Below are 20527 nucleotides of genomic sequence, written 5' to 3' on the forward strand. Positions count from 1 at the left end.
TCAGGCTGCAACACTGACAAAGCTGTTCTGACAGTCATTGCAGAGGTAGCGGTGATTTAAGGACTGGTATTTACTCAGGATTTGCTGATTGATCAGCATTAATCCACCACCGACCACCACACCAATTAATCCACCCACGATTGGGGGAATGTTGAGCTGTCTGGAAAGCTTGACGCCCAATGCTGCCATTGCTGCAGGTGACATCGCCTCCAGTAAAACTTCGAGTTGTCCCAAGCCTGCCTGCTGTGGGCTAAGAGTTACTAAGTTGTCTGAGTGACAAAATGGACAGGTGATTTGTGTCATCGGCTGACCTCCTAAAATTACGGCATAAAAAAACCGCACCTTTAAAAGGTACGGTCAAGAATGTTGAGCATTGTCTCATGTGTTTCAAACGCTAGAATTTATAGCTGCCAAAGCCTTTATCGGTTTCCACATCCACCTGAATCACATCCTGATAGTCGCAATTCTTTAATTCTAGACGGACAAACTGTCCCATGGATAAGCGGATTGGAAATTGTGTGCTTTGATTATGGCGGCCTCCGTAACGGCAGCCACCGTTGTTGATCTCTACATTTTGAATACTGATGTCTTCTGCTGCAGTTGAGCGCACCCGAATAACCGTCGTAAGCTGATCGCCTGACCACCAGTTACTGGTATCTTCTTCTAAGAGCTCAATATTCAGTGCATCGGAAGGCAGGCCACCGCAGCCTGTGAGTCCAAGACCCAGCGTAGACATGACCACGGCAAAACACATGGATTGTTTAAACATTGTTTTCATCAGTTTTTTCCCTCAGTGAAAAATTAAAGGACACATGGCAGTGCGAGACTGCCGTTGCTGTGTCGTTGTTTCTGCTTATGCTTCACTGAGGTAATATGTATTTGATTTATTTTTATTCTTATTTTTTAAATGTATCCTTTATGAAGAGAGACGGCATGCCATCCCTCCCCAACTTAGTCTTCACCATTTCATTATTAGGTCAACCAAATACCCAACCTAAAAATATAAATGGCCACATGATTGCTCGACCCAATAAAAATGCAGCCGAGCCATAATATCCGCCCACAAAGATCAATTTAGCCCAATATAAAAGTGCAACGACCACATAAGCGATTATAAAATTTTTCATATTTTAGTCCTTAAATATCCTTAGTTTGCTTAAGCATTTAGAGCTGTTCCATTAGGCATTGATTCATAAAGATTTCCATCTTCGACTCATAACCAGCTGGTGGCATTGCACCGTCAGCCATTTTATTGAGTGCATCTTCACCATAATGCTTTTCCATACGGTCATAGAGACAATTGCAAAAAGTACGATCACCTACTGATGCCTTACAAGCCTTCTTCATTTCTGACTCTGCTTTTGATGAACATCCACTGATCAGTACTACAGCGGCAATACAGCACATCCACATATTGATTTTTTTCATGTGATTAAACCTATTATTTATAGTTGTATATTGACCACGAACCATCATATTGATCCTGATCTAAATCCCACAGCTCTTCTCGCGTATAGGTTTGATTAATCTCATGGTTCATGCGCTCAACAAGGATCGTACAGCGATGAACATCATATTGAGGACCTGTTCCAGGTTGACCCTCAAAAAGATTAAATACCTTACACTTTTGCACCTGCAGTTGCACAATGTTCGGATCTGTTTCTCGTGCATATTTCAAAATCGTATCTGCGCTTGGACTCTGAGATTGCACGCCACCACATCCCACTAGAACGCTACAAGCTATAAAAAGCCCACTTATCCCACCTAACCATTTTTGCTTGAATTTCATGACACATCCTCCACTTCTACATTATTTTCCTGCGCTACAGCATCTTCTTCCGAAGCCGCTAGTTCATTCAGTTTTGGATCCATCGCTTTAGGTTTGGCGCCGTAGCTTTTAATACCAAATTGGAATTGGAAGGGTTTATGTAATGTGAAATTTTGGGAGGACACTGCTGGTTGGATGATTTGATCATCCTTAGTTCTGAAAAACTGTCGTTTGAATTGTGTTGGTTGGATAGTCGTAATAATAAATGGAATTTCTTTTTCAAATGAATATAAAACGAGCTCAAGCAATGTTAAGCGCCCATCCTTAACACCATAGACGAAACCTAAGCTAGGAGCTCTATAAGGCATCATTTTTAAAAGTTTTTCTGCTTCAGCAGGGACTAAACGAAACTCAACACTGAGTATCTCAAGCAAACCTTCGCTATCATAACTATCCTCATAATGAAGATTTGGGTATTTCAAATGCATGATCTGTCGATCTGGATCATAATAACTTGGCGCAACATCACCATCGTTGTCAGGTAGATGACCACGATGAGTGTAGAAATTTAGCGCATCCTCTAATCTCCCCAAATCTACTTGCATATTAGATGTTACTTTTTCATGTTGCTGCCTTTCTTGAAGTATGCGCTGTTGATAAATTTGTGTACTTTCTGTTGGCTGACGCTCAGTTGGGTTATATTTTTTCAGTAAGCGTACATGATCGATCACCACTTTATTTGCAGCTGTGAACAATCCTTCTTCAGGATGACTACCTAAAAAGAATCCTTGATTTTGAGGAGTTATTAATGGCTCCCTATTACCAACGATCAATAACTCATCAGCACTTAACTTCAAATCTTGACGTAGTTTCTTAAATAGCTCTTTACTCTCCAAATCACGATGAAGGTATTGGCTAAACAAATCTACTTCATAAGGAATGTCATCATTAACGATTTCAAATGGTGGCAACTGATCCCCAGGAATTAACACGGGTCTCGTATCAAAGGTAACTCTTTGACTGATCGCTTGATTATTTGATGCAGTTCCTGTTTCTTTACTCGAAGGGCGATCACCACACCCCACTAATAGACATGACCCGAGCATACAGGTCAATAAAGGACGATATCCCCACATATAGATTACCCTCACATTATGAATATTTATTTTTATAAAACAGTTGTCTGTTTGCAGATGTTAAAAACACTGCCGATATTCATAGTTCGGGTAATGAAAGATAAAGTTATGCAAAAAATTCAGTAAACACATGGCTCACTCCTTTGTTTTAAAGAGTTCTACCAGATCACTGTCAATTGATGGTGGCAGAACGAAAGAGGGTTGACAGACTGGTAACAAAGAAACCAGCACGCGTAAGCGCGTCCCCCTTCCGCCCTACCATAGAGAAAAGGGGGACGAACGGGTTTCCAATGTGTAAAACAGAGTTTACACATTGTCTTTGTTATTGGGTCTGTCAAAACCCACTAGCAATGTAGGCCAGCAAAAAAAGGATAATCTGCGCACTGAATAGTGTCAACTTCAAAACATATAAAAAATAATGGTTTATTGGTTGTAGCCACTTCTGTTAAGAAAATGCATGCTAAATATCCAATGCCACTTACTTATTCAATTTTTTTAATCACATTCTTGCTTTTGAACCCAATGAGACTTTCTCACAATTTTTTAACTATTATTGTAATGCTACATCTGTAAGATGCTTATAAGTTCCAGCTTCTCACTTTTTTAGATAAGTAGACTATTAATGTATATGAGTTATAAAAACCCCAAAATCCCATTATTAAATACATCTAATGTCCATTTAGCTCTTAAACGACTTAAAAAAGACTAAAATAGTCAAATAATTTATGTGGGCTTCAATGTGGGACAAACTCAAGGGCATAAAAAAAGCCCTTGTAAAAACAAGAGCTTATCTTAAAATTTGGCGGAAGCGGTGAGATTCGAACTCACGGAGGACTCACACCCTCGTCGGTTTTCAAGACCGGTGCATTAAACCGCTCTGCCACGCTTCCAATGGCGGCTATCATATAAAGAAAAATTCAGCTTGGCAAATAGTTTCTAAAAATTATGATCCAAATGTTCAAAATAAAATCAAAAATCAGTCATTTTCTGCAATTTCAGGCTTTTCATAGCGTATCGAATTAATAAACCAACTCTTTTTGCCTAGCGGCGTCTGCACTTCCACCTCATCATCTACCTGTTTAGACAACAAAGCTCTAGCCATAGGTGAATCAATCGAAATATGTTGTGGATGATGATCATAAATTTCATCCACGCCCACAATTCTCAAGGTCTTTTGCTCGCCTTGTTCATTTTCAATTTCGACCCATGCGCCAAAATATACTTTACCCTCTTGTTCTGGTGCAAAATCGACAATACGCAGCTCTTCTAAACGCTTGCCCAAATAACGTACCCGACGGTCAATTTTACGCAAAAGCTGTTTGTTATATTGGTAATCTGCGTTTTCAGAGCGATCGCCGAGACTTGCCGCCCAGTTTACTTTTTTGGTGATTTCAGGGCGTTCTTCATGCCACAAATGCTGTAACTCTGCCACGAGTTTATCGTGTCCAGAACGTGTAATTAAGTTAGATTTCATGGTGTTTTTGCAGCCGGTTTTTTACATTTGGTTAACATCAATCCTATATTTTATTGCATTTTTATACACAATAAAAATTTATAAAATTTATTTCTCAATGAAATGAATATCTTATGTTACATTTTTCAAAAAATTTATGTACAAAATTTGACATCCAAAATTTTCATCTTTATTATTCGCACATCTTTTAGTTTTGATCACTTTTTAACCTGTGTATAAATTTTACACATTTTCCCTTTAATCCCAAGTCATTTTGAATGACGTCATGACTGCCCAACCCTTATTGAATTTATCAAACTTGAAAAAGTTTAAGGTGTGTTGCCTTTGCTTTTTAGGGCATAAATTACTTGTAGCGGAGCCAACATGCACAGTAGTTCAACGTCTGGGTCTAGGCTTAGCCTTCACTCATTTTTTAATCGCCTCCCATTCAAAGTCCTCGCTTTCAGTACTGTTCTTCTCCCATTCCACAGTATTAACGCAGGCAAAGCCGTTCATCAATTTGACAGCGTCGTCAATCAGAACAAATTGACCGTTGTGTCTGTGGAAAATCCAACCACAGTGTTTAAAGATGGACAACATTTACATGGCTTTGGTTATGACCTTGTGCGTAACTATGCCGACAGCATGAATGTGAAACTCGAATTTAAAACGGTAAGCGACAATGCGACCGCTTTAAAATGGGTGTCTTCTGGTAAAGCGAACTTTGCCATGACCACGTCGAGTATCCAAAGCATCGAAAAGCAGCAACTCACGGCATTTTCTGCCAGTTGCGGCGATTTAAATACTTTAAAGCGTAATGGTTTAAATAGTGAGCTGAACTGGGTGTTTAAACACGCAGATGATCCACTTAGCCAAACCGCAAGCAACTTTGTTTGTCGTGGCAAGCAAAACGGCTCAATTACCCAATTGGCTTCATTTTATAATCGTAATGTGGTCAAGCAAGAATCGTGGGATGTGATCCAGCGGGATTTGCGTAATCGTTTACCTTTATATAAGGCCAACTTTAAAAAGACTGCCACGCAGTACGATTTAGACTGGCATCTTTTGGCGGCAATTGGTTATCAGGAATCTTACCTCAAACCCAACTCGGTTTCGCCAACAGGTGTGCGCGGTATTATGATGCTGACCAATAATACAGCCAAAGCAATGGGCGTAAGCAACCGTACCGATCCTGCACAAAGTATTCAGGGTGGTGCTAAGTATTATGACCAAATGCTGAGCCGTTATGAGCATATTCCATTTCCTGATCGTAACTGGTATGCCCTAGTCGCTTATAACATGGGTCCTGGTGCAGTCAGTCAAATTCAGAAGCGTATTCGCTCACAAGGCAAAAACCCGAACAATTGGGTTAACCTATATGCGTATTTAGACCGTAACAAAGCGAGCAACGGTCGTTATCGTCAAGCAGTGCAATATGTGACTCGTATTCGCGCCTACCTTGAGCATATTAAGACCACACCGCAATTGGTGAATATCTAAAATTTACCTCGCGTGATTGAGTTGCAGTGTATATCAGCTGCAATTCAAACATGAATAATGCGCTGTTAAAGCTGCAGTGCATAAAAAAGCCTAGTTGATACTTCAGCTAGGCTTTTTTGTACTATAGCGGGAAATTCGCCTGCTACAGCGTAAATCGCTTGAATTAAGCAGATTGCTCAAGAATCTTCTTAAATAAGTCTTTTTGTTCTTGGCTTGGTTTTGCAGTTTGTAATGCCATTAATTGTGACATATCGCCCTGTACTTTGATTTTACCTGTCATAAAGGCTTGCATAGCAGCCGCCATGTCAAACTCTAGGAATACTTTACGTAAAGTTTCCGCATCCATATTTAATGTTGTTTTTGCGTTGTCCGCCAAACCTTTTTGGATTTTACCGCCATCTAAAGACAATTCTGTGTTGCCTGCAGCATCAGTCACCACTAAGTTAATTGCCAGATTTGCAAGTGCTGGAGGTAGGTTTAAATCACCAGCTTGAGCCGTTAGATTTTCTACAGTTGCAAACCAATCATCAGTTAAAAAAGCAGGCATGATTTTTCCTCAATATATTTGTGCATGTGTGTTGTCTATCCAGACACCATCATTATTAAGCTGTTTTGCTTGCTGATTGTTATAGCATGAACCTTTCGTGAAAGGCTAAGAAATTTTGTACGGGACGTTCAGTTTTTGTATTTTTAGTCGAAATAACGACTTTCTCAAATAAATCAAATTCATAAAAAAACACCAAGCTCTGGCTTGGTGTTGATTACATTTTAAAGGGATTGACAGGCTGTTATCGCTTAGTCTGCAGCGTAGCCTAAATTGACCATATTGATGCGTTTGTTTTGCTCTGCTGCGTTTTTTTCGGCCTGATCGGCAAAATCAAATACGCGCTGGCTGTCTAACGCTTCAAAGTCGAATAATTCACGGTCTGCCAACTGCGATGGCGATACATTCTGTAATGCGCCAAAAATACTGTGCAAACGCTTAGGATGTGCTTTATCCCACTCACGTAACATGTCGTTAATAATGGCACGCTGTAAGTTTTCCTGTGAACCACACAAGTTACACGGAATAATTGGGAATTTACGCATTTCTGCATATTTAATGATGTCTTTTTCTTCCACATAAGCCAGTGGACGAATCAGCATATTTTTCTTGTCTGATGACAACAACTTCGGTGGCATGGCTTTTAAGCTACCGCCATGGAACAAGTTTAAGAAAAAAGTCGCCAAAATATCATCACGGTGATGCCCAAGCGCCACTTTGGTTGCCCCTATTTCCTGCGCAAAGCCATACAAAGAACCACGACGCAAACGCGAACACACTGCACAGTAAGTTTTACCTTCAGGCGTTAAACGCTTGGTGATGCTATAGGTGTCTTTTTCTAATATGTAATATGGGATGTTATTTTCTTCTAAATAACGCGGCAATACATCTTCAGGGAAGCCTGGTTGCTTTTGGTCTAAGTTCACAGCCACCACATCAAAATTGATGGGTGCGATGCGCTTGAACTGCAACATAATGTCCAACAAGGTATAACTGTCTTTACCACCAGAAATACACACCATGACTTTATCGCCATCTTCAATCATGTTGAAGTCACGAATCGCATGCCCGACTTGACGACGCAGCTTTTTCAACAAACGATAATACGCAGAGCTGGTTGGAAGTTCTGGTTTGAAATTAAAGCCTTGATCGGACTCAACTGGTGAGAACATAGACGCGATTAACCCATGAAAAAAATTACCGCGCAATTTTAGCCGATTCAGACCAATCCCGCATCAAAAGAATGTAATTTCATCGCAATCTTCCTTTTCGTCAAAGAACTTAATTTCTGACTGCGCGTTCATTTCTGTTTACACACTTTATTTCTATCTGCGCAGATCGTTTTTTTCTGTGGCAAGTTTGAACCCTCAGGTTCACTTTTTCGCCAAGATGCTTATCTTTTGGACTTTTCCACAGTTTTCCACAAAAGCTGTGGATAACTTTGTGGATTTAAAACAACTTGACAACGCCTCTTGCCGTTATTCTAAGGCTTCTCTTTAAATTGATCACTTTTTAATCGATTTTATTTTAATTTAAAATCATACACTTAAGTGTGTCAAGCTGATCCAATTAAAAAAAAATAAATATTTTTTTTGATTACTCTGTCAGCAATTAAGCTTGATTTTTTTCGACACTACTGTAAATGAATTTGTACAAAGCCTTTTCATCTGTGAGATTTTTGTTAAACTCCTCATAACTGTTTGGGGACAGCTTTTAGTGTATTCACAGCATGAACAATAAAATTAATGCCTTTTTACTGTATATTTTGGGGACTGCCAGCATCATGCCTTTGGCAACGACAACGCACGCAGGTCAAATTTATATGTATAAGGACAGCAATGGCAGTACCTTGCTGACCAACCGTAAAAGTGCAGATCGTTCACTGACAAAAGTAAAAGTCACATATTATCCAGACAGCAATATTCACAGTTATCGCAACTGGGGCAATTCCGAAGCGTCGGTATTGCCAAGTTATAGCCGCAATAAAAACGCCTTTGACCACATTATTCAGCAAGCAGCACAACAACACGGTGTTTCAGAAGGTCTAATTAAAGCAGTGATGCATACCGAATCAGGTTTTAATGTCAACGCCCGCTCGCCTGTCGGTGCGCAAGGTTTAATGCAGCTCATGCCTGCGACAGCACGACGTTTTAATGTTAGCAATGCTTATGACCCGCATGAAAACATTATGGCGGGTGCAAAATACTTGGCTTGGTTACTCAAACGCTTTAATGGCAACACCACTTTAGCTTTGGCGGGCTATAACGCAGGCGAAGGCAATGTTGCAAAATACGGCGGCGTACCGCCTTTTCGTGAAACACAGGATTATGTACGTCGTGTGACCAGTCGCTATAGCAACCTATATGCTAGCGGCGTTAGTGCAAGTTCTGGCAGTAACGCGATTACGGCAAATAACAATAGCAATACTCAGAGTCAAAATGCACAAGTGATTGCGCAGTCAGACAATTACACTGCCAGTAATCATCAAGTGGCGGCAAACAAACGTCCACAACGTCAAATTATTATGGCTGCCGATGGTCGCTTTACCGATGCACCTGCAGGTTCTTACGCGACAGGGAATGCCACGGCTTCGGCACGTATTTTTATTTCAGAATAAAAGCTACAGCACTTCATTTGAGCTTGCGTTGCCGCAAGCTCAAATGAAGTGCCGATTGCAGTATCAGCTCAAAATATTTTTAGTACAGTTTTATTATTTTTCTTGAATTTTTAATACATACACCGCATATTTACGGCATGGTTTATTAATAAATCAGATTACATTTTTAATATAAGAGGATTTACTCAATGATGCGGATTGGTTTGTTCTTGCTAACCAACCTCGCGGTACTGGTTGTAGCTGGCATAATTTTGTCACTCTTCGGTGTCGGTAGTTACCATGGCGCGGGTGGCTTAAACCTAGGCAACCTGTTGGTCATCTGTTTTGTCTTTGGTATGGTTGGCTCTTTAATTTCACTATTCATGTCTAAATGGATGGCGAAAAAAACAACTGGGACTGAATTAATTGACCCGAATGCCCCTCGTAACCAAGCTGAAGCGTGGTTATTAAATGAAGTTGCGCAATTGTCGCAACGTGCTGGTATCAAAATGCCAGAAGTGGGTATTTTCCCTTCTTACCAATCGAATGCTTTTGCAACAGGTTGGAATAAAAACGATGCTTTAGTCGCTGTATCTACAGGGCTGCTTGAGCGTATGAACAAAGATGAATTACGTGCAGTTTTGGCACACGAAATTGGTCACGTTGCCAATGGTGACATGGTGACCTTGGCACTGATTCAAGGTGTGGTCAACGCATTCGTCATGTTCTTTGCCCGTGTTGCAGGTGACTTCATTGACCGTAACGTATTTGGTCGTGAAGATGGCGAAGCACCAGGCTTGGCTTATTTTGCAATTACCATTGTACTGGATATCGTATTTGGTATTTTGGCCTCTTCAATCGTGATGTGGTTCTCGCGTCAACGTGAATACCGTGCCGATGAAGCAGGTGCACGTTTGGCAGGTAAACAAGCCATGATTTCTGCATTATTACGCTTACAAGCAGAATCTGAAATGCCAGATGCAATGCCAAAAGAAATGAAAGCTTTTGCGATTTCTGCAGGTAAAGAAGAAGGTTTTAGCTTGGCAGCGTTATTCCAAACTCACCCAAGCATTGAACAACGTGTTGCAGCTCTACAGCAATTAAATTTACCTTAATACTGCTAGCAAGATATTGTAACAGCGACACCAAAAAGCTTCCTCAGGGAAGCTTTTTTCATGTCTGTAAATTAGATCTGCCAGATGGTTTTGTACTTTAAACAGGTTCATTTAAACAGCAAAACTTTGTGACCAGTGCCACAACCAACTTGCACCGAGCCATGCTGCCCAAATAAAGAAAATAAGAAAAATCACACCAAGCAAATCAGGCAAATGTAGCCACAGCCATGCCACTACAGGATTACGCCAAAATGCTGACTGCTGCTGTTTACGTTCCAATCGCTCATGTAAAAAAGGATGTACCACATGATGCTCACTGTGAATCTGATATTCTTCACGGATATGCGTATGCACTACATCTAAAGCTTTACGGCTTGGACGAATAAATACATCAAATACTGTGCCGACAATTGGCACAAAACCAACTACTGCATCCATCACAGCAAGTTTAATCACGGGAGTGAGTTTGGTTTGTGGTACACCAATTTGTTTGGCTTTATAAATCGCATAACAGGTCAGTGCAAAACCTGCGACATCCCCCGCGACAGGTACAGTGCCTAATGCGGCATCTGCTCCCACGCCCTGCTTGGTAAATGGAATACGCACCACAGAATCCATCATATTGGCAAACTTGGCTAAATCGCGCTCTAAGCGAATCACCTCTTGCTGGCTAAGTTTTTTTGAAGATGCAGGTTCTGGCATAGAAAACGTATCGTTGGGTAAATGCAATCTACTTGAGAATAAAGCAGTTTTTTACTCAGGTCTGTTATGATTTTATAAACAGAATTTTGATCAATGCAAAAAGTTTAAGATGAGGTCTTGAATAAGTCATCATCACCGACAGTGTTTAAAGTAACAACTGTGAAGCAATAAATAAGTACACCACCACGCCCGTTGCATCACAAATCGAGGTTACCAAAGGCGCAGAGGCACTGGCAGGGTCTAGTTTCAGGCGATGCAAAATAAAAGGCAAACTCATGCCAATTAAACAGCCCATCAGCACAATGCCCAGCATACTCAGTGCCAATACCACAGACACCATCATATCGCCACGGTAATAGCCTAAAATTGAAACCGCAAAAGCCATAGTTCCACCCAAACATAGCGCCACCAAACTTTCACGTCCGAGTAAATGCAGCCAATCTTTAAATTGCACATCACCTGTAGCCAGTGCCCGTACCATTAAGGTCGCAGACTGAGAACCCGCATTACCACCACTACCGACCAAAAGCGGCAAGAAAAAAACCAGTACAATATGTGCTGCAATAGTGTCTTCATAATGCGCAATGCCAATTCCAGACAATAAACTGCCAAATACCAAAATCACCAACCAAAACACACGTTTGCGATATAAAAATAAAATTGGCGCAGTTTTTATACTCATGCCAGGTGAAGACGCTACCGCACTGGATTTTAAAAAGTCTTCTGTAGTTTCTGCCTGTACCACGTCCATCGCATCATCATAGGTGACAATCCCCAGTAAATGCTGTGCATCATCTACAATCGGTAAGGCCAAAAAATCATAATGGCTGAGTTTTTGCGCGATACTTTCCTGATCTTCAGTCACCAAACCTGTGACCAAATCGGTGCACATCACATTTTTAATTTTTTGTTCAGGCGGGTTTTGAATAATTTCCCTTAAAGAAATAACCCCCAATAGTTTCATTAGTTCATCGACAATATAAATCAGGTACAAAGTTTCCCGATCTGTGGTCATTCTGCGCAATTCATCTATAGCTTGCTGCATGTTCAGTTCTGGCGAGAGCACCACGAAATCCGAACTCATAATCGCGCCCGCAGATTCTTCAGGATAGCGCGCTAAAGTCTGAATCTGTGCGCGTTTTTCTTCCGTAATGTGTAAGCTGACAAAACGCTGTAAATGCGGAGAAAGTAACTTAAATAAGTCGGTGCGGTCATCTGAATGCATGGCTGAAATCAGTTTGACCAATTGCTGCGGTGCAATCGCTTCGGCAATTTGAAGTTGTGAATGCAGTGGTAAAAATTCCATCACCAAGGCAGCACTGTCAATTTGTTCAATTAAACTCAGCTGTGCTTTCAGGCTTAAATACTGCATTAAGTCGGCTAAATCGGCAGGATTGATACTGTCGATCAGGCTGTGTACTGTGCTTGGCTGATGCAATTGTAAGGCTTGTTCTAACTGTTCAGCGTGCAGATTGGTCATTGCTCTCACCCACTCCATCATTCCAAAAACGTAAAATGAAGAATGGGCGCAGTGTCTCGGCCCAAACCAACCCTTAAAAAACCGAAAATCTGTAGATTTATGCAAGATTTTTAGCGTTTCATATCATAGCCTATAATTTTGCTAAGTGCCTAATAAAAAACATCTTTAGTTTATGGGTGATGAACGATTCACTTGAAATATAGAACGAATCAGCACGTACATAAATGGAATAAAAACGAGCACTAAAATTGTGCCAAAAATTACCCCACCCAAAACACTCACCCCAATTTCCTGACGACTTGCTGCACCTGCACCATACGCAAATACCAACGGTAAAATACCTGCACCAAATGCCAATGAGGTCATTAAGATTGGTCTAAGCCGCAAACTCGCACCTTCCAAAGCGGCTTGGATGACTTGTTTGCCTTGTTGCTGCGCAGCCGAAGCAAATTCCACAATTAAGATGGCATTTTTACATGACAAACCAATGGTGGTAAGCAAGGCAATTTGGAAATAAATATCGTTCGGGAAACCTGCCAAATAGCTAAAAATAATATTTCCACCAATCCCTAAAGGAATGGCGCTCATCACGGCTGTTGGAATACTCCAACTTTCATACAAGGCCGCAAGGCACAAGAAAATAAACCCGATGGAAACCAAATACAGTAACAAAGCCTGATTGCTAGACTGATTTTCTTCAAAAGACAACCCACTCCATGCCAAGTCAATGCCCTGCTGCTGTGCCACCATCTGTTCTAAATCACGCATCGCCTGCCCTGAGCTATATCCTTCGGCAGTATCGGCTTCCATTTGCACGGCGCTATACCCCATAAAACGATTGACGACTTCTGGCCCACCGCTCCAACTGAGTTGAGCAAACTGGCTAAAAGGTACCATTTGATTTTGCTGACTGCGTACCGACCATTGATTCAAATCTTCAGGTTTACCACGAAATTCGGCATCACCCTGCATAATCACACGTTTAATTCGACCACGGTCAATAAAGTCGTTGATATAACTACCGCCCCAAGCTGCCGCTAAAGTGCTGTTAATCGCCGTTTGATTTAAACCTGCTGCCATCGCCTGTTTCTGATCAATCGTGACGTTTAGCTCTGCTTTTTCAGGATTGGCACGTTGATCTAAATTCTTAAAGCTTTGATATTGAGTGGCTTGCTGCTGCAAATTTTGAAATTGCTGGGTTAAAAAATCACGTCCTGTACCATTCACATCTCGCATCCAAAACTCTAAGCCATCGGTTTGTCCCAAACCACGGACTGCCGCGGGCATACCAATGGTAATTTGTGCATTGGGGTGCTGTCGAAAATGCTGCATGGCACGTTCACGAATGGCTTGTGCAGTATGTTGCTGCCCTTGACGCTCATCCCAATGTTTTAGCGCAATAAAACCCTGACCTAAATTCTGCCCTGTTCCTGAAAAATTACGTCCATAACGAATCATCACCAAATCGACATTATGGGCTTCATGCTGCATAAAGTATTCGCGTATGCTTTCGCCCACTTCACGACTTTTAGACAACGGCGCACCTTCCTGTAATTTAAATTGCACCGACAACATGCCCTGATCTTCATTAGGAATAAAACTGGTAGGTAGGGCACGGTAAAACAAAGCAAAAACCGTCAGTAAGCCTGCAAAAATAACCAGACAAATCGCTTTATGCTGAATCGTCCAGCCTGATAATTTGAGATAGTGTTGTTTTAAGCTTTCCAGTTTTTGATTAAACCAGATGGCCCATTGAGCAGGTTGTGAATTGGGTTTTAAAATCAAAGCACACAAAGCAGGCGTTAAAATTAAGGCCACACCTAAAGACAGCGCCATCGCAGTCACTAAGGTGATAGAAAACTGGCGATAAATTACTCCAGTCGAACCACCAAAAAATGCCATTGGAATAAATACTGCGGTCAAAACCAAGGTAATGCCGACCAAAGCACCGCTAATTTCCTGCATAGATGCGATAGATGCCTGTTTAGCCGAGAGCTGCTGTTCGTGCATTAAACGCTCGACGTTTTCCACCACGACAATCGCATCATCCACCAATAAACCAATCGCTAAAACCAAAGCGAATAAGGTCAGCGTGTTAATACTTAGGCCAAAGAGTTGCAACACGGCCATAGTGCCTAAAATCACCACAGGCACGGTTACGGTAGGAATAAGCGTCGCGCGCCAGTTTTGTAAAAACAAGAACATCACGATGACAACTAAAATCACCGCTTCAATTAAAGTTTTCACCACTTCATTAATTGATTCCTGCACGAAGGGTGTGTTATCGCGTGGATAGACAATTTGGTAACCTTCGGGCAATTGTTGTTTTAAATGCTCAATTTGTTTTTGAATTAAGGCTGAAGTTTGTAACGCATTGGTACCAGACGATAAAGAAATCCCCATCCCTGCCGATGGAAAACCATTAATGGTATTAAAGTTTTGATAATTTTCTGCACCAAGTTCAATACGTGCCACATCTTTTAAATAAACAAAGCCACCTGCCTGATCTGCTTTTAAAATAATATTTTCAAATTCTTCTACCGTTTTTAAGCGTGAACCTGAGGTGACTTTGGCATTGAGATATTGTTCTTGTGCTGTGGGTAATTCACCAATTGCCCCTGCTGCAACTTGAGTATTTTGTGCCAATACCGCAGCACGTACATCACTTGGCATCAGCACATATTGTTTTAACTTTATCGGATTCAGCCAAATCCGCATTGCATATTGCGCACCAAAAACATCGACCTCACCCACACCTTCAATGCGTGCCAACTCTTGCTCTAAATGACTCATCATATAGTCAGACAATGCAATATTGCTGCTTTTGCCTGTGGCATCGTACAGCCCAATGACCATGTGGGTATCACCCAATGATTTAAAGACATTTACCCCCTGACGTTGCACATCTTCAGGTAAGCGGTTAATTGCGCCATTAATCGCATTTTGTACCTGGACTTGTGCGGTATCGGGGTTGGTACCATTTTCAAAGCTAATGCTGATGCGACTTCGTCCTGAAGAATCACTGCTAGAACTGAAATACAGTAAGTGATCTAAGCCTTTAATTTGCTGTTCCAAAACCTGTGTGACGCTTTCTTCAACAGTTTCTGCCGAAGCTCCTGTATACGTTGCGCTGACGGTGATACGAGGTGGTGCAATGTCTGGGTAGCGTTCTACAGGTAAATTTAATACTGAAAAAATCCCCAGTGCCATCACCACAATGGCGAGCACACCTGCAAAAATAGGACGTTCAATAAAAAATTTAGACAGCATAGAACAAGATCACTTTCTGGTGGCGATTGGGCTTAAACACGCAATATTTTTCTTCAAATTAACATAGGCGAGTGGATCTTCCGTGACTGAAAATCAAAAAATTATACTTTTTCACAAAAATATTGTTTTTTCTTCATTTTTTCTCACAGATTTAAGCCCTTAACCTCCTCATTTTAGGATATGCAGCGACTCAGCCATGTTTTTATACTTTGTCTATAAACAACGAGATGACAAGGAAATCATGATGAAAAAAACGTTAATTTGCTTAGCCTTAGCAGGTTTACTCAGTGCATGTGGCGGGTCAGACAATGATTCTGGTAGCAATCAGAATCCGCCACCGAGTTCAGCAACACAGATTGGTGTACTGACCGATGGCCCTGTAACTGGGGTTAAATATCTCAGAGCTTCGAGTTCAGGTGAAAGTATTGAAGGTATCACCAATGATAAAGGTGAGTTTGAATATGCTGAGGGTGATACTGTTCGCTTCTTTATTGGTGATGTGCAACTTGGTGAAGCCATTGAAGCTAAAGCACGTATTACCCCACTAGATTTGGCTGAAAGTGAAAATGCCCGTACCAACTTAATGGTATTTTTACAATCTTTAGATAGCGATGGCGACCATAGCAATGGAATTGAAATTACTGCAGACACTCAAACAGCCTTAACCGCTGTGAATATGAATTTCGAGCAAACACCCGCAGAGTTTTCAACTACGTTTGTCAATGAAGTGATCCCTAAAACCGATATCCCACTAGATCGAATCGTGACACCTGAAAAAGCTGCAGAAAACTTCCAAGCCACTTTCTATAAAGATATTGCAGGCACTTGGGAAATTGGGCGTACTGAAAGCACTGCTGTTATATTACATATTTTACCAGACGGACGTTATGCGCTAGGTGAAGCAGATGTAGCTGATGAAACAGGGAAGTCTGGTATCGAAACAGGACGACTAAATTGGAATGCTTTAACTTCAGCGCTGAGCCCTGTGATCTCAGTAGATACTAATGGAGACTACGGGCTTTCACATCCAGACAATGATGGTCATTACCGCCTAAGTTATAACGGTACAGATTTAGTGCTGACTGATGTAGGAAGTAATAGCACCTATATTTTAACTAAAGTCAAACAATCATCAGGTTTAGTCGGCACTTGGCAATTTAATCAAACTCATTTATTTGCTTTCTTTGACACAGGATTCTATTTCTTGTTAGACACTGAAGGCGATGATGATTGCGCTAACCCAGGTATTGAATATGGCAAATATTCAATGACAGCCAATACACTTACCGCAACAGAAGTGTTATATGACACCAACGATTGCGGTGGCTTACAAGACTCTTGGGATGGCAGTAAAGTGAATGCAACTTATAGCATCTCCGGAACAAGCCTAACCTTGCATCCGCAAGGCGAAGACTCTGTTACCCTACAACGTAGTAACTAAACATATTTTAAAGCTGCCTAAGCCAAACTTAGGCAGCTTTAACCAATATGCTCAAAATGAATGGTACAACCCATTAATAAATGCATAAGTTCAATTTGCGAGTTGCATTGGGTTTTTTCATAAATATTTTTAAAATAAGTGCGCACCGAACTGAGGGTAATCCCGCAATGTTCCGCAATTTCTTCTAACTTATAACCATTCAACAACAACTCACACAACTCAAACTCACGTTTAGATAATTGATAAGCTTGCTGCAAATAGGCTTTAGACAAGGCATAGTGCTGATGTTTATCGGTCAGAAATACCGCAATTTGATGTTGTCCTGCATTTTGATGCTGCATATTTTTTAATTTAGAACAAGGTACGATAGTCAGCATTAATTGTTGTCCTTTCGCATCTGACAAAGACAATACACCGCCTACATCTGCGTTTAATGCCGACTGTCCCAACAACGCTGAATGTAATAGTTGATCTAAACGACTTTGATCATAAGCATGGGTTTTTAATCGATTATACAAATCCAAATCTAAACATGAATCGTGTTCCAGCATGCTTTGAGCTAAAGGGTTTGAATAAGTCAAACTCAGCTGATGATCAAGCAAAATTACACCTGTTTTTAAATGATCGAGCACGCTATACAAACTTAAATTTTCTTGTTTAACCAAACTAAACTGACGATGGATTTGTAAAGCACGGCGTAAATGCACACCCAAATGCTTTAAAAAATCCAACTCTTTTTGTTGATACGGCGCTACATCTGGCGCACGGTGTAATCCCAAAACCGCCCAGCGATGTGAACCCTGATCGAGCAAAACAGCCGAGATATAACTAATTCCCGTCGGATTCAAACACCGTTCATAAAAGATATATTCATCACTTTCAGGGTTTTCCCCATAATGCGATAAATCCGAGCTCGCTACTTGGCCCACACCTAAATTTTCCCACAATACTCGGTGTAACTGCATGTCAATCACACGAATCCGCTCATCACGATAGGCATGCAAAGCTTCATCTGGAATATTGTGACTAAATAAAAAATCGTAACTTGGACTAAATTGATCTAAGGCAGTAAAAATGGCGGTTTTACTGTCTGTATATTGAACAATTTTTTCAATTACTTGCGGCCATAAATTCACATCTACAGCGGCATCATAAATACTGCCTATAATTTCGTGTTCTCGGTTATCCATTTTTATCCCCTTTATGCCTACTCCAATCTGCATTACATTTATTTAATCATTTGTTTTTCTTATTGTTCTAAAAAGAATAATGAGTTTTATTCACAAAAAAAAGGAGTTTAGATACATATTACACATTTAATGTGTAAATAAAAAATAGCTAGGTGATTTTGTCTTTTCATGTGTGCAATCTCTACATTACAAAAACTACGCCATAAAAAAAACCCCGTATCTGACGATACGAGGTTTTTGAAGTTTGGGTACGCTGAGGTTTACATCATACCGCCCATACCACCCATGCCACCCATATCTGGCATTGCTGGCTTGTCTTCTGGAATTTCAGTAATCATACATTCTGTTGTTAACATCAGGCCAGCAACAGACGCTGCATGCTCAAGTGCAGAACGAGTTACTTTTGCAGGGTCAAGAATACCCATTTCCAACATGTCGCCATATTCACCAGTCGCAGCGTTATAACCATAGTTACCTTCACCGTTCTTCACAGCATTGATTACTACAGATGGCTCATCACCAGCATTGGCTACGATTTGACGAAGCGGAGCTTCAATTGCACGACGAAGAATGTTGATACCTACGTTTTGGTCATCGTTAGCACCAGTCAGACCATCAAGTGCAGATGCAGCACGCACCAGTGCAACACCACCACCTGCAACAACACCTTCTTCAACCGCAGCGCGAGTTGCGTGAAGCGCATCATCCACACGGTCTTTCTTCTCTTTCATTTCAACTTCAGTTGCAGCACCAATTTTGATGACTGCTACACCGCCTGCTAATTTAGCAACACGTTCTTGAAGTTTTTCTTTGTCATATTCAGAAGTAGATTCTTCGATTTGCGCACGGATTTGCTGAACACGCTCAGAAATCTGATTTGCATCACCAGCACCATCCACAATCACGGTGTTTTCTTTAGAGACTGTAACTTTGTGCGCGCTACCCAAATGCTCTAGTGATGTTTGCTCCAAAGACATACCAATTTCTTCAGAAATAACCGTACCGCCTGTCAAGATTGCAATATCTTGAAGCATTGCTTTACGACGATCACCAAAACCAGGTGCTTTCACTGCACATACTTTAATGATGCCGCGCATGTTGTTTACAACAAGTGTTGCCAACGCTTCGCCTTCAACATCTTCAGCGATAATCAATAATGGCTTACCTGTTTTCGCAACTGCTTCTAGCACTGTGATTAATTCACGAATGTTGCCCACTTTTTTGTCTACCAACAAAATGAATGGGTTTTCAAGTTCTGCAGTTAAAGTATCTTGTTTGTTTGCAAAGTATGGTGAGATATAACCGCGGTCAAACTGCATACCTTCGACAACGTCCAGCGCGTCTTCAAAGCCTGAACCTTCTTCAACAGTGATTACGCCTTCTTTACCAACGCGTTCCATTGCTTCTGCAATTAACTTGCCCACAGTAGTGTCCGAGTTTGCAGAAATAGAACCTACTTGCTCAATCGCTTTCGTGTCAGAAGCAGGTTTAGCCGTTGCTCTAATGTCTGCAACGACTGCCTTTACAGCAAGGTCGATACCACGTTTCAAATCCATTGGGTTCATGCCCGCAGTTACAGATTTGATGCCTTCATTTAAAATGGCTTGTGCAAGTACTGTTGCAGTGGTCGTACCGTCACCTGCGATATCATTGGTTTTGCTAGACACTTCACGTACAAGCTGAGCACCCATGTTCTCAAACTTGTCTTTCAAGGTGATTTCTTTCGCAACAGATACACCATCTTTAGTGATGTGCGGCGCACCGAAAGAACGGTCAATCACTACGTTACGACCTTTAGGGCCTAAAGTTACTTTAACTGCGTCTGCAAGTACGTTTACACCTGCGATCATTTTTGTGCGAGCTGAATCACCAAATTTTACGTCTTTAGCTGACATGTTTAACTCCAAATATTTTTAAATAATGTTCAAATTTGCTTTGAATATGAGTTCTGAACTTAGCCTTCAAGTACCGCTAAAATATCAGACTCTTTCATAATTAGAAGTTCTTCACCGTCTACTTTAACTGTGGTGCCTGCATAAGTACCAAACAAGACTTTGTCGCCCACTTTTACGTCTAAAGCGCGTACGCCATTGTCTGTAATTTGACCATTCCCTACTGCAATCACTTCACCTTGGGCTGGTTTTTCTGCAGCAGAACCTGGAAGCAAGATACCGCCAGCTGTTTTTGTTTCTTCTTCAACACGACGAATAACTACGCGGTCATGTAATGGACGAATGTTGCTCATAAATAACTCCATTAGACTAAGTCAATGTATAGATTCCTGATGACGACTTAATTATTCCTTTGGTCATCATCAAAATAAATTTTAGAT

Annotated in this window: 19 protein-coding genes and 1 tRNA gene; 4 read left to right on the forward strand and 16 right to left on the reverse strand. The window is 41.1% G+C overall.

The genetic code is table 11. The features are described from left to right. From F947_RS03255 to greB, 8 genes are all read right to left on the reverse strand, one after another. Positions 1-303 carry a hypothetical protein gene (locus F947_RS03255; RefSeq protein WP_004972099.1) on the reverse strand — a complete coding sequence of 101 codons (303 nt, stop codon included), beginning with the start codon at positions 301-303 and terminating at the stop codon, positions 1-3. Between the two features lie 91 nt (positions 304-394). Beyond that, entirely contained in the window at positions 395-778 is a 384-nt protein-coding gene (locus tag F947_RS03260) for a hypothetical protein (protein WP_004972101.1), read from the reverse strand. A gap of 199 nt (positions 779-977) precedes the next feature. Beyond that, the gene (locus tag F947_RS14685; protein ID WP_004757430.1) at positions 978-1127 is read right to left on the reverse strand and encodes a hypothetical protein; all 150 of its coding nucleotides are present in this window, start codon (positions 1125-1127) and stop codon (positions 978-980) included. Between the two features lie 37 nt (positions 1128-1164). Continuing rightward, positions 1165-1428, reverse strand: a complete 264-nt coding sequence (locus F947_RS03265) for a hypothetical protein (protein WP_004757428.1) — start codon at positions 1426-1428, stop codon at positions 1165-1167. Positions 1429-1441: 13 nt separating this feature from the next. Next, positions 1442-1789 carry a hypothetical protein gene (locus F947_RS03270; RefSeq protein ID WP_004972103.1) on the reverse strand — a complete coding sequence of 116 codons (348 nt, stop codon included), beginning with the start codon at positions 1787-1789 and terminating at the stop codon, positions 1442-1444. After that, on the reverse strand, positions 1786-2904 hold the full coding sequence (locus F947_RS03275) for a hypothetical protein (protein ID WP_004972104.1): 1119 nt from the start codon (positions 2902-2904) through the stop codon (positions 1786-1788). Before F947_RS03275 ends, F947_RS03270 begins: the two co-directional genes overlap by 4 nt. Before the next feature lie 800 nt (positions 2905-3704). Further along, positions 3705-3794, reverse strand: a tRNA-Ser gene (locus tag F947_RS03280). 86 nt (positions 3795-3880) lie between these two features. Further along, positions 3881-4378: a transcription elongation factor GreB gene (greB, locus tag F947_RS03285; RefSeq protein WP_004972106.1), complete on the reverse strand. Its 498-nt coding sequence runs from the start codon at positions 4376-4378 to the stop codon at positions 3881-3883. A gap of 363 nt (positions 4379-4741) precedes the next feature. Here greB and F947_RS03290 point away from each other — a divergent pair, with 363 nt between their 5' ends. Then, positions 4742-5857: an MltF family protein gene (locus F947_RS03290; RefSeq protein WP_004972108.1), complete on the forward strand. Its 1116-nt coding sequence runs from the start codon at positions 4742-4744 to the stop codon at positions 5855-5857. A 163-nt stretch (positions 5858-6020) separates the two neighbouring features. On the opposite strand, the gene F947_RS03295 is transcribed toward F947_RS03290, so the two are convergent. Together F947_RS03295 and ttcA are read right to left on the reverse strand one after the other, a co-directional pair. Beyond that, positions 6021-6404, reverse strand: coding sequence for an SCP2 sterol-binding domain-containing protein (locus F947_RS03295; protein WP_004972111.1), 384 nt, complete (start codon positions 6402-6404; stop codon positions 6021-6023). Positions 6405-6652: 248 nt separating this feature from the next. Next, positions 6653-7573, reverse strand: coding sequence for a tRNA 2-thiocytidine(32) synthetase TtcA (ttcA, locus tag F947_RS03300; protein WP_004972112.1), 921 nt, complete (start codon positions 7571-7573; stop codon positions 6653-6655). 557 nt (positions 7574-8130) lie between these two features. Between ttcA and F947_RS03305 the strand changes: the two genes are divergently transcribed. Beyond that, positions 8131-9018 (forward strand): lytic transglycosylase domain-containing protein, encoded by an 888-nt coding sequence (locus F947_RS03305; RefSeq protein ID WP_004972115.1) that lies wholly within the window; start codon positions 8131-8133, stop codon positions 9016-9018. A gap of 188 nt (positions 9019-9206) precedes the next feature. Beyond that, positions 9207-10112 (forward strand): protease HtpX, encoded by a 906-nt coding sequence (gene htpX, locus F947_RS03310; RefSeq protein WP_004972117.1) that lies wholly within the window; start codon positions 9207-9209, stop codon positions 10110-10112. Positions 10113-10223: 111 nt separating this feature from the next. On the opposite strand, the gene F947_RS03315 is transcribed toward htpX, so the two are convergent. The 3 genes from F947_RS03315 to F947_RS03325 all read right to left on the reverse strand — a co-directional run bounded on the left by F947_RS03315 (position 10224) and on the right by F947_RS03325 (position 15564). Then, positions 10224-10814, reverse strand: a complete 591-nt coding sequence (locus F947_RS03315) for a DUF4112 domain-containing protein (protein ID WP_004972119.1) — start codon at positions 10812-10814, stop codon at positions 10224-10226. A 145-nt stretch (positions 10815-10959) separates the two neighbouring features. After that, positions 10960-12294, reverse strand: a complete 1335-nt coding sequence (gene mgtE, locus F947_RS03320; RefSeq protein ID WP_004972121.1) for a magnesium transporter — start codon at positions 12292-12294, stop codon at positions 10960-10962. 165 nt (positions 12295-12459) lie between these two features. Continuing rightward, complete coding sequence (locus tag F947_RS03325) at positions 12460-15564, reverse strand: multidrug efflux RND transporter permease subunit (protein ID WP_004972124.1); 3105 nt, start codon at positions 15562-15564, stop codon at positions 12460-12462. A gap of 244 nt (positions 15565-15808) precedes the next feature. On the opposite strand from F947_RS03325, the gene F947_RS03330 reads away from it, so the two are divergent. After that, a complete protein-coding gene (locus tag F947_RS03330) occupies positions 15809-17005 on the forward strand; it encodes a hypothetical protein (protein WP_004972126.1) in 1197 nt (398 codons plus the stop codon). A 38-nt stretch (positions 17006-17043) separates the two neighbouring features. Here F947_RS03330 and F947_RS03335 read toward each other — a convergent pair whose 3' ends face one another. The 3 genes from F947_RS03335 to F947_RS03345 all read right to left on the reverse strand — a co-directional run bounded on the left by F947_RS03335 (position 17044) and on the right by F947_RS03345 (position 20440). Further along, a complete protein-coding gene (locus tag F947_RS03335; protein WP_004972128.1) occupies positions 17044-18195 on the reverse strand; it encodes a helix-turn-helix domain-containing protein in 1152 nt (383 codons plus the stop codon). 260 nt (positions 18196-18455) lie between these two features. Continuing rightward, a complete protein-coding gene (gene groL / locus F947_RS03340) occupies positions 18456-20090 on the reverse strand; it encodes a chaperonin GroEL (protein ID WP_004972130.1) in 1635 nt (544 codons plus the stop codon). A gap of 59 nt (positions 20091-20149) precedes the next feature. Further along, entirely contained in the window at positions 20150-20440 is a 291-nt protein-coding gene (locus F947_RS03345) for a co-chaperone GroES (protein WP_004972131.1), read from the reverse strand. Positions 20441-20527 lie beyond the last annotated feature (87 nt).

This window comes from Acinetobacter towneri DSM 14962 = CIP 107472, from assembly GCF_000368785.1.
GTDB classification, from domain to species: Bacteria; Pseudomonadota; Gammaproteobacteria; order Pseudomonadales; family Moraxellaceae; genus Acinetobacter; species Acinetobacter towneri.

Coding starts and splice junctions, on each gene's coding strand:
- F947_RS03255 (WP_004972099.1), bottom strand. CDS start 303: ATGACACAAATCACCTGTCCATTTTGTCACTCAGACAACTTAGTAACT.
- F947_RS03260 (WP_004972101.1), bottom strand. CDS start 778: ATGAAAACAATGTTTAAACAATCCATGTGTTTTGCCGTGGTCATGTCT.
- F947_RS14685 (WP_004757430.1), bottom strand. CDS start 1,127: ATGAAAAATTTTATAATCGCTTATGTGGTCGTTGCACTTTTATATTGG.
- F947_RS03265 (WP_004757428.1), bottom strand. CDS start 1,428: ATGAAAAAAATCAATATGTGGATGTGCTGTATTGCCGCTGTAGTACTG.
- F947_RS03270 (WP_004972103.1), bottom strand. CDS start 1,789: ATGAAATTCAAGCAAAAATGGTTAGGTGGGATAAGTGGGCTTTTTATA.
- F947_RS03275 (WP_004972104.1), bottom strand. CDS start 2,904: ATGTGGGGATATCGTCCTTTATTGACCTGTATGCTCGGGTCATGTCTA.
- greB (WP_004972106.1), bottom strand. CDS start 4,378: ATGAAATCTAACTTAATTACACGTTCTGGACACGATAAACTCGTGGCA.
- F947_RS03290 (WP_004972108.1), top strand. CDS start 4,742: ATGCACAGTAGTTCAACGTCTGGGTCTAGGCTTAGCCTTCACTCATTT.
- F947_RS03295 (WP_004972111.1), bottom strand. CDS start 6,404: ATGCCTGCTTTTTTAACTGATGATTGGTTTGCAACTGTAGAAAATCTA.
- ttcA (WP_004972112.1), bottom strand. CDS start 7,573: ATGTTCTCACCAGTTGAGTCCGATCAAGGCTTTAATTTCAAACCAGAA.
- F947_RS03305 (WP_004972115.1), top strand. CDS start 8,131: ATGAACAATAAAATTAATGCCTTTTTACTGTATATTTTGGGGACTGCC.
- htpX (WP_004972117.1), top strand. CDS start 9,207: ATGATGCGGATTGGTTTGTTCTTGCTAACCAACCTCGCGGTACTGGTT.
- F947_RS03315 (WP_004972119.1), bottom strand. CDS start 10,814: ATGCCAGAACCTGCATCTTCAAAAAAACTTAGCCAGCAAGAGGTGATT.
- mgtE (WP_004972121.1), bottom strand. CDS start 12,294: ATGACCAATCTGCACGCTGAACAGTTAGAACAAGCCTTACAATTGCAT.
- F947_RS03325 (WP_004972124.1), bottom strand. CDS start 15,564: ATGCTGTCTAAATTTTTTATTGAACGTCCTATTTTTGCAGGTGTGCTC.
- F947_RS03330 (WP_004972126.1), top strand. CDS start 15,809: ATGAAAAAAACGTTAATTTGCTTAGCCTTAGCAGGTTTACTCAGTGCA.
- F947_RS03335 (WP_004972128.1), bottom strand. CDS start 18,195: ATGGATAACCGAGAACACGAAATTATAGGCAGTATTTATGATGCCGCT.
- groL (WP_004972130.1), bottom strand. CDS start 20,090: ATGTCAGCTAAAGACGTAAAATTTGGTGATTCAGCTCGCACAAAAATG.
- F947_RS03345 (WP_004972131.1), bottom strand. CDS start 20,440: ATGAGCAACATTCGTCCATTACATGACCGCGTAGTTATTCGTCGTGTT.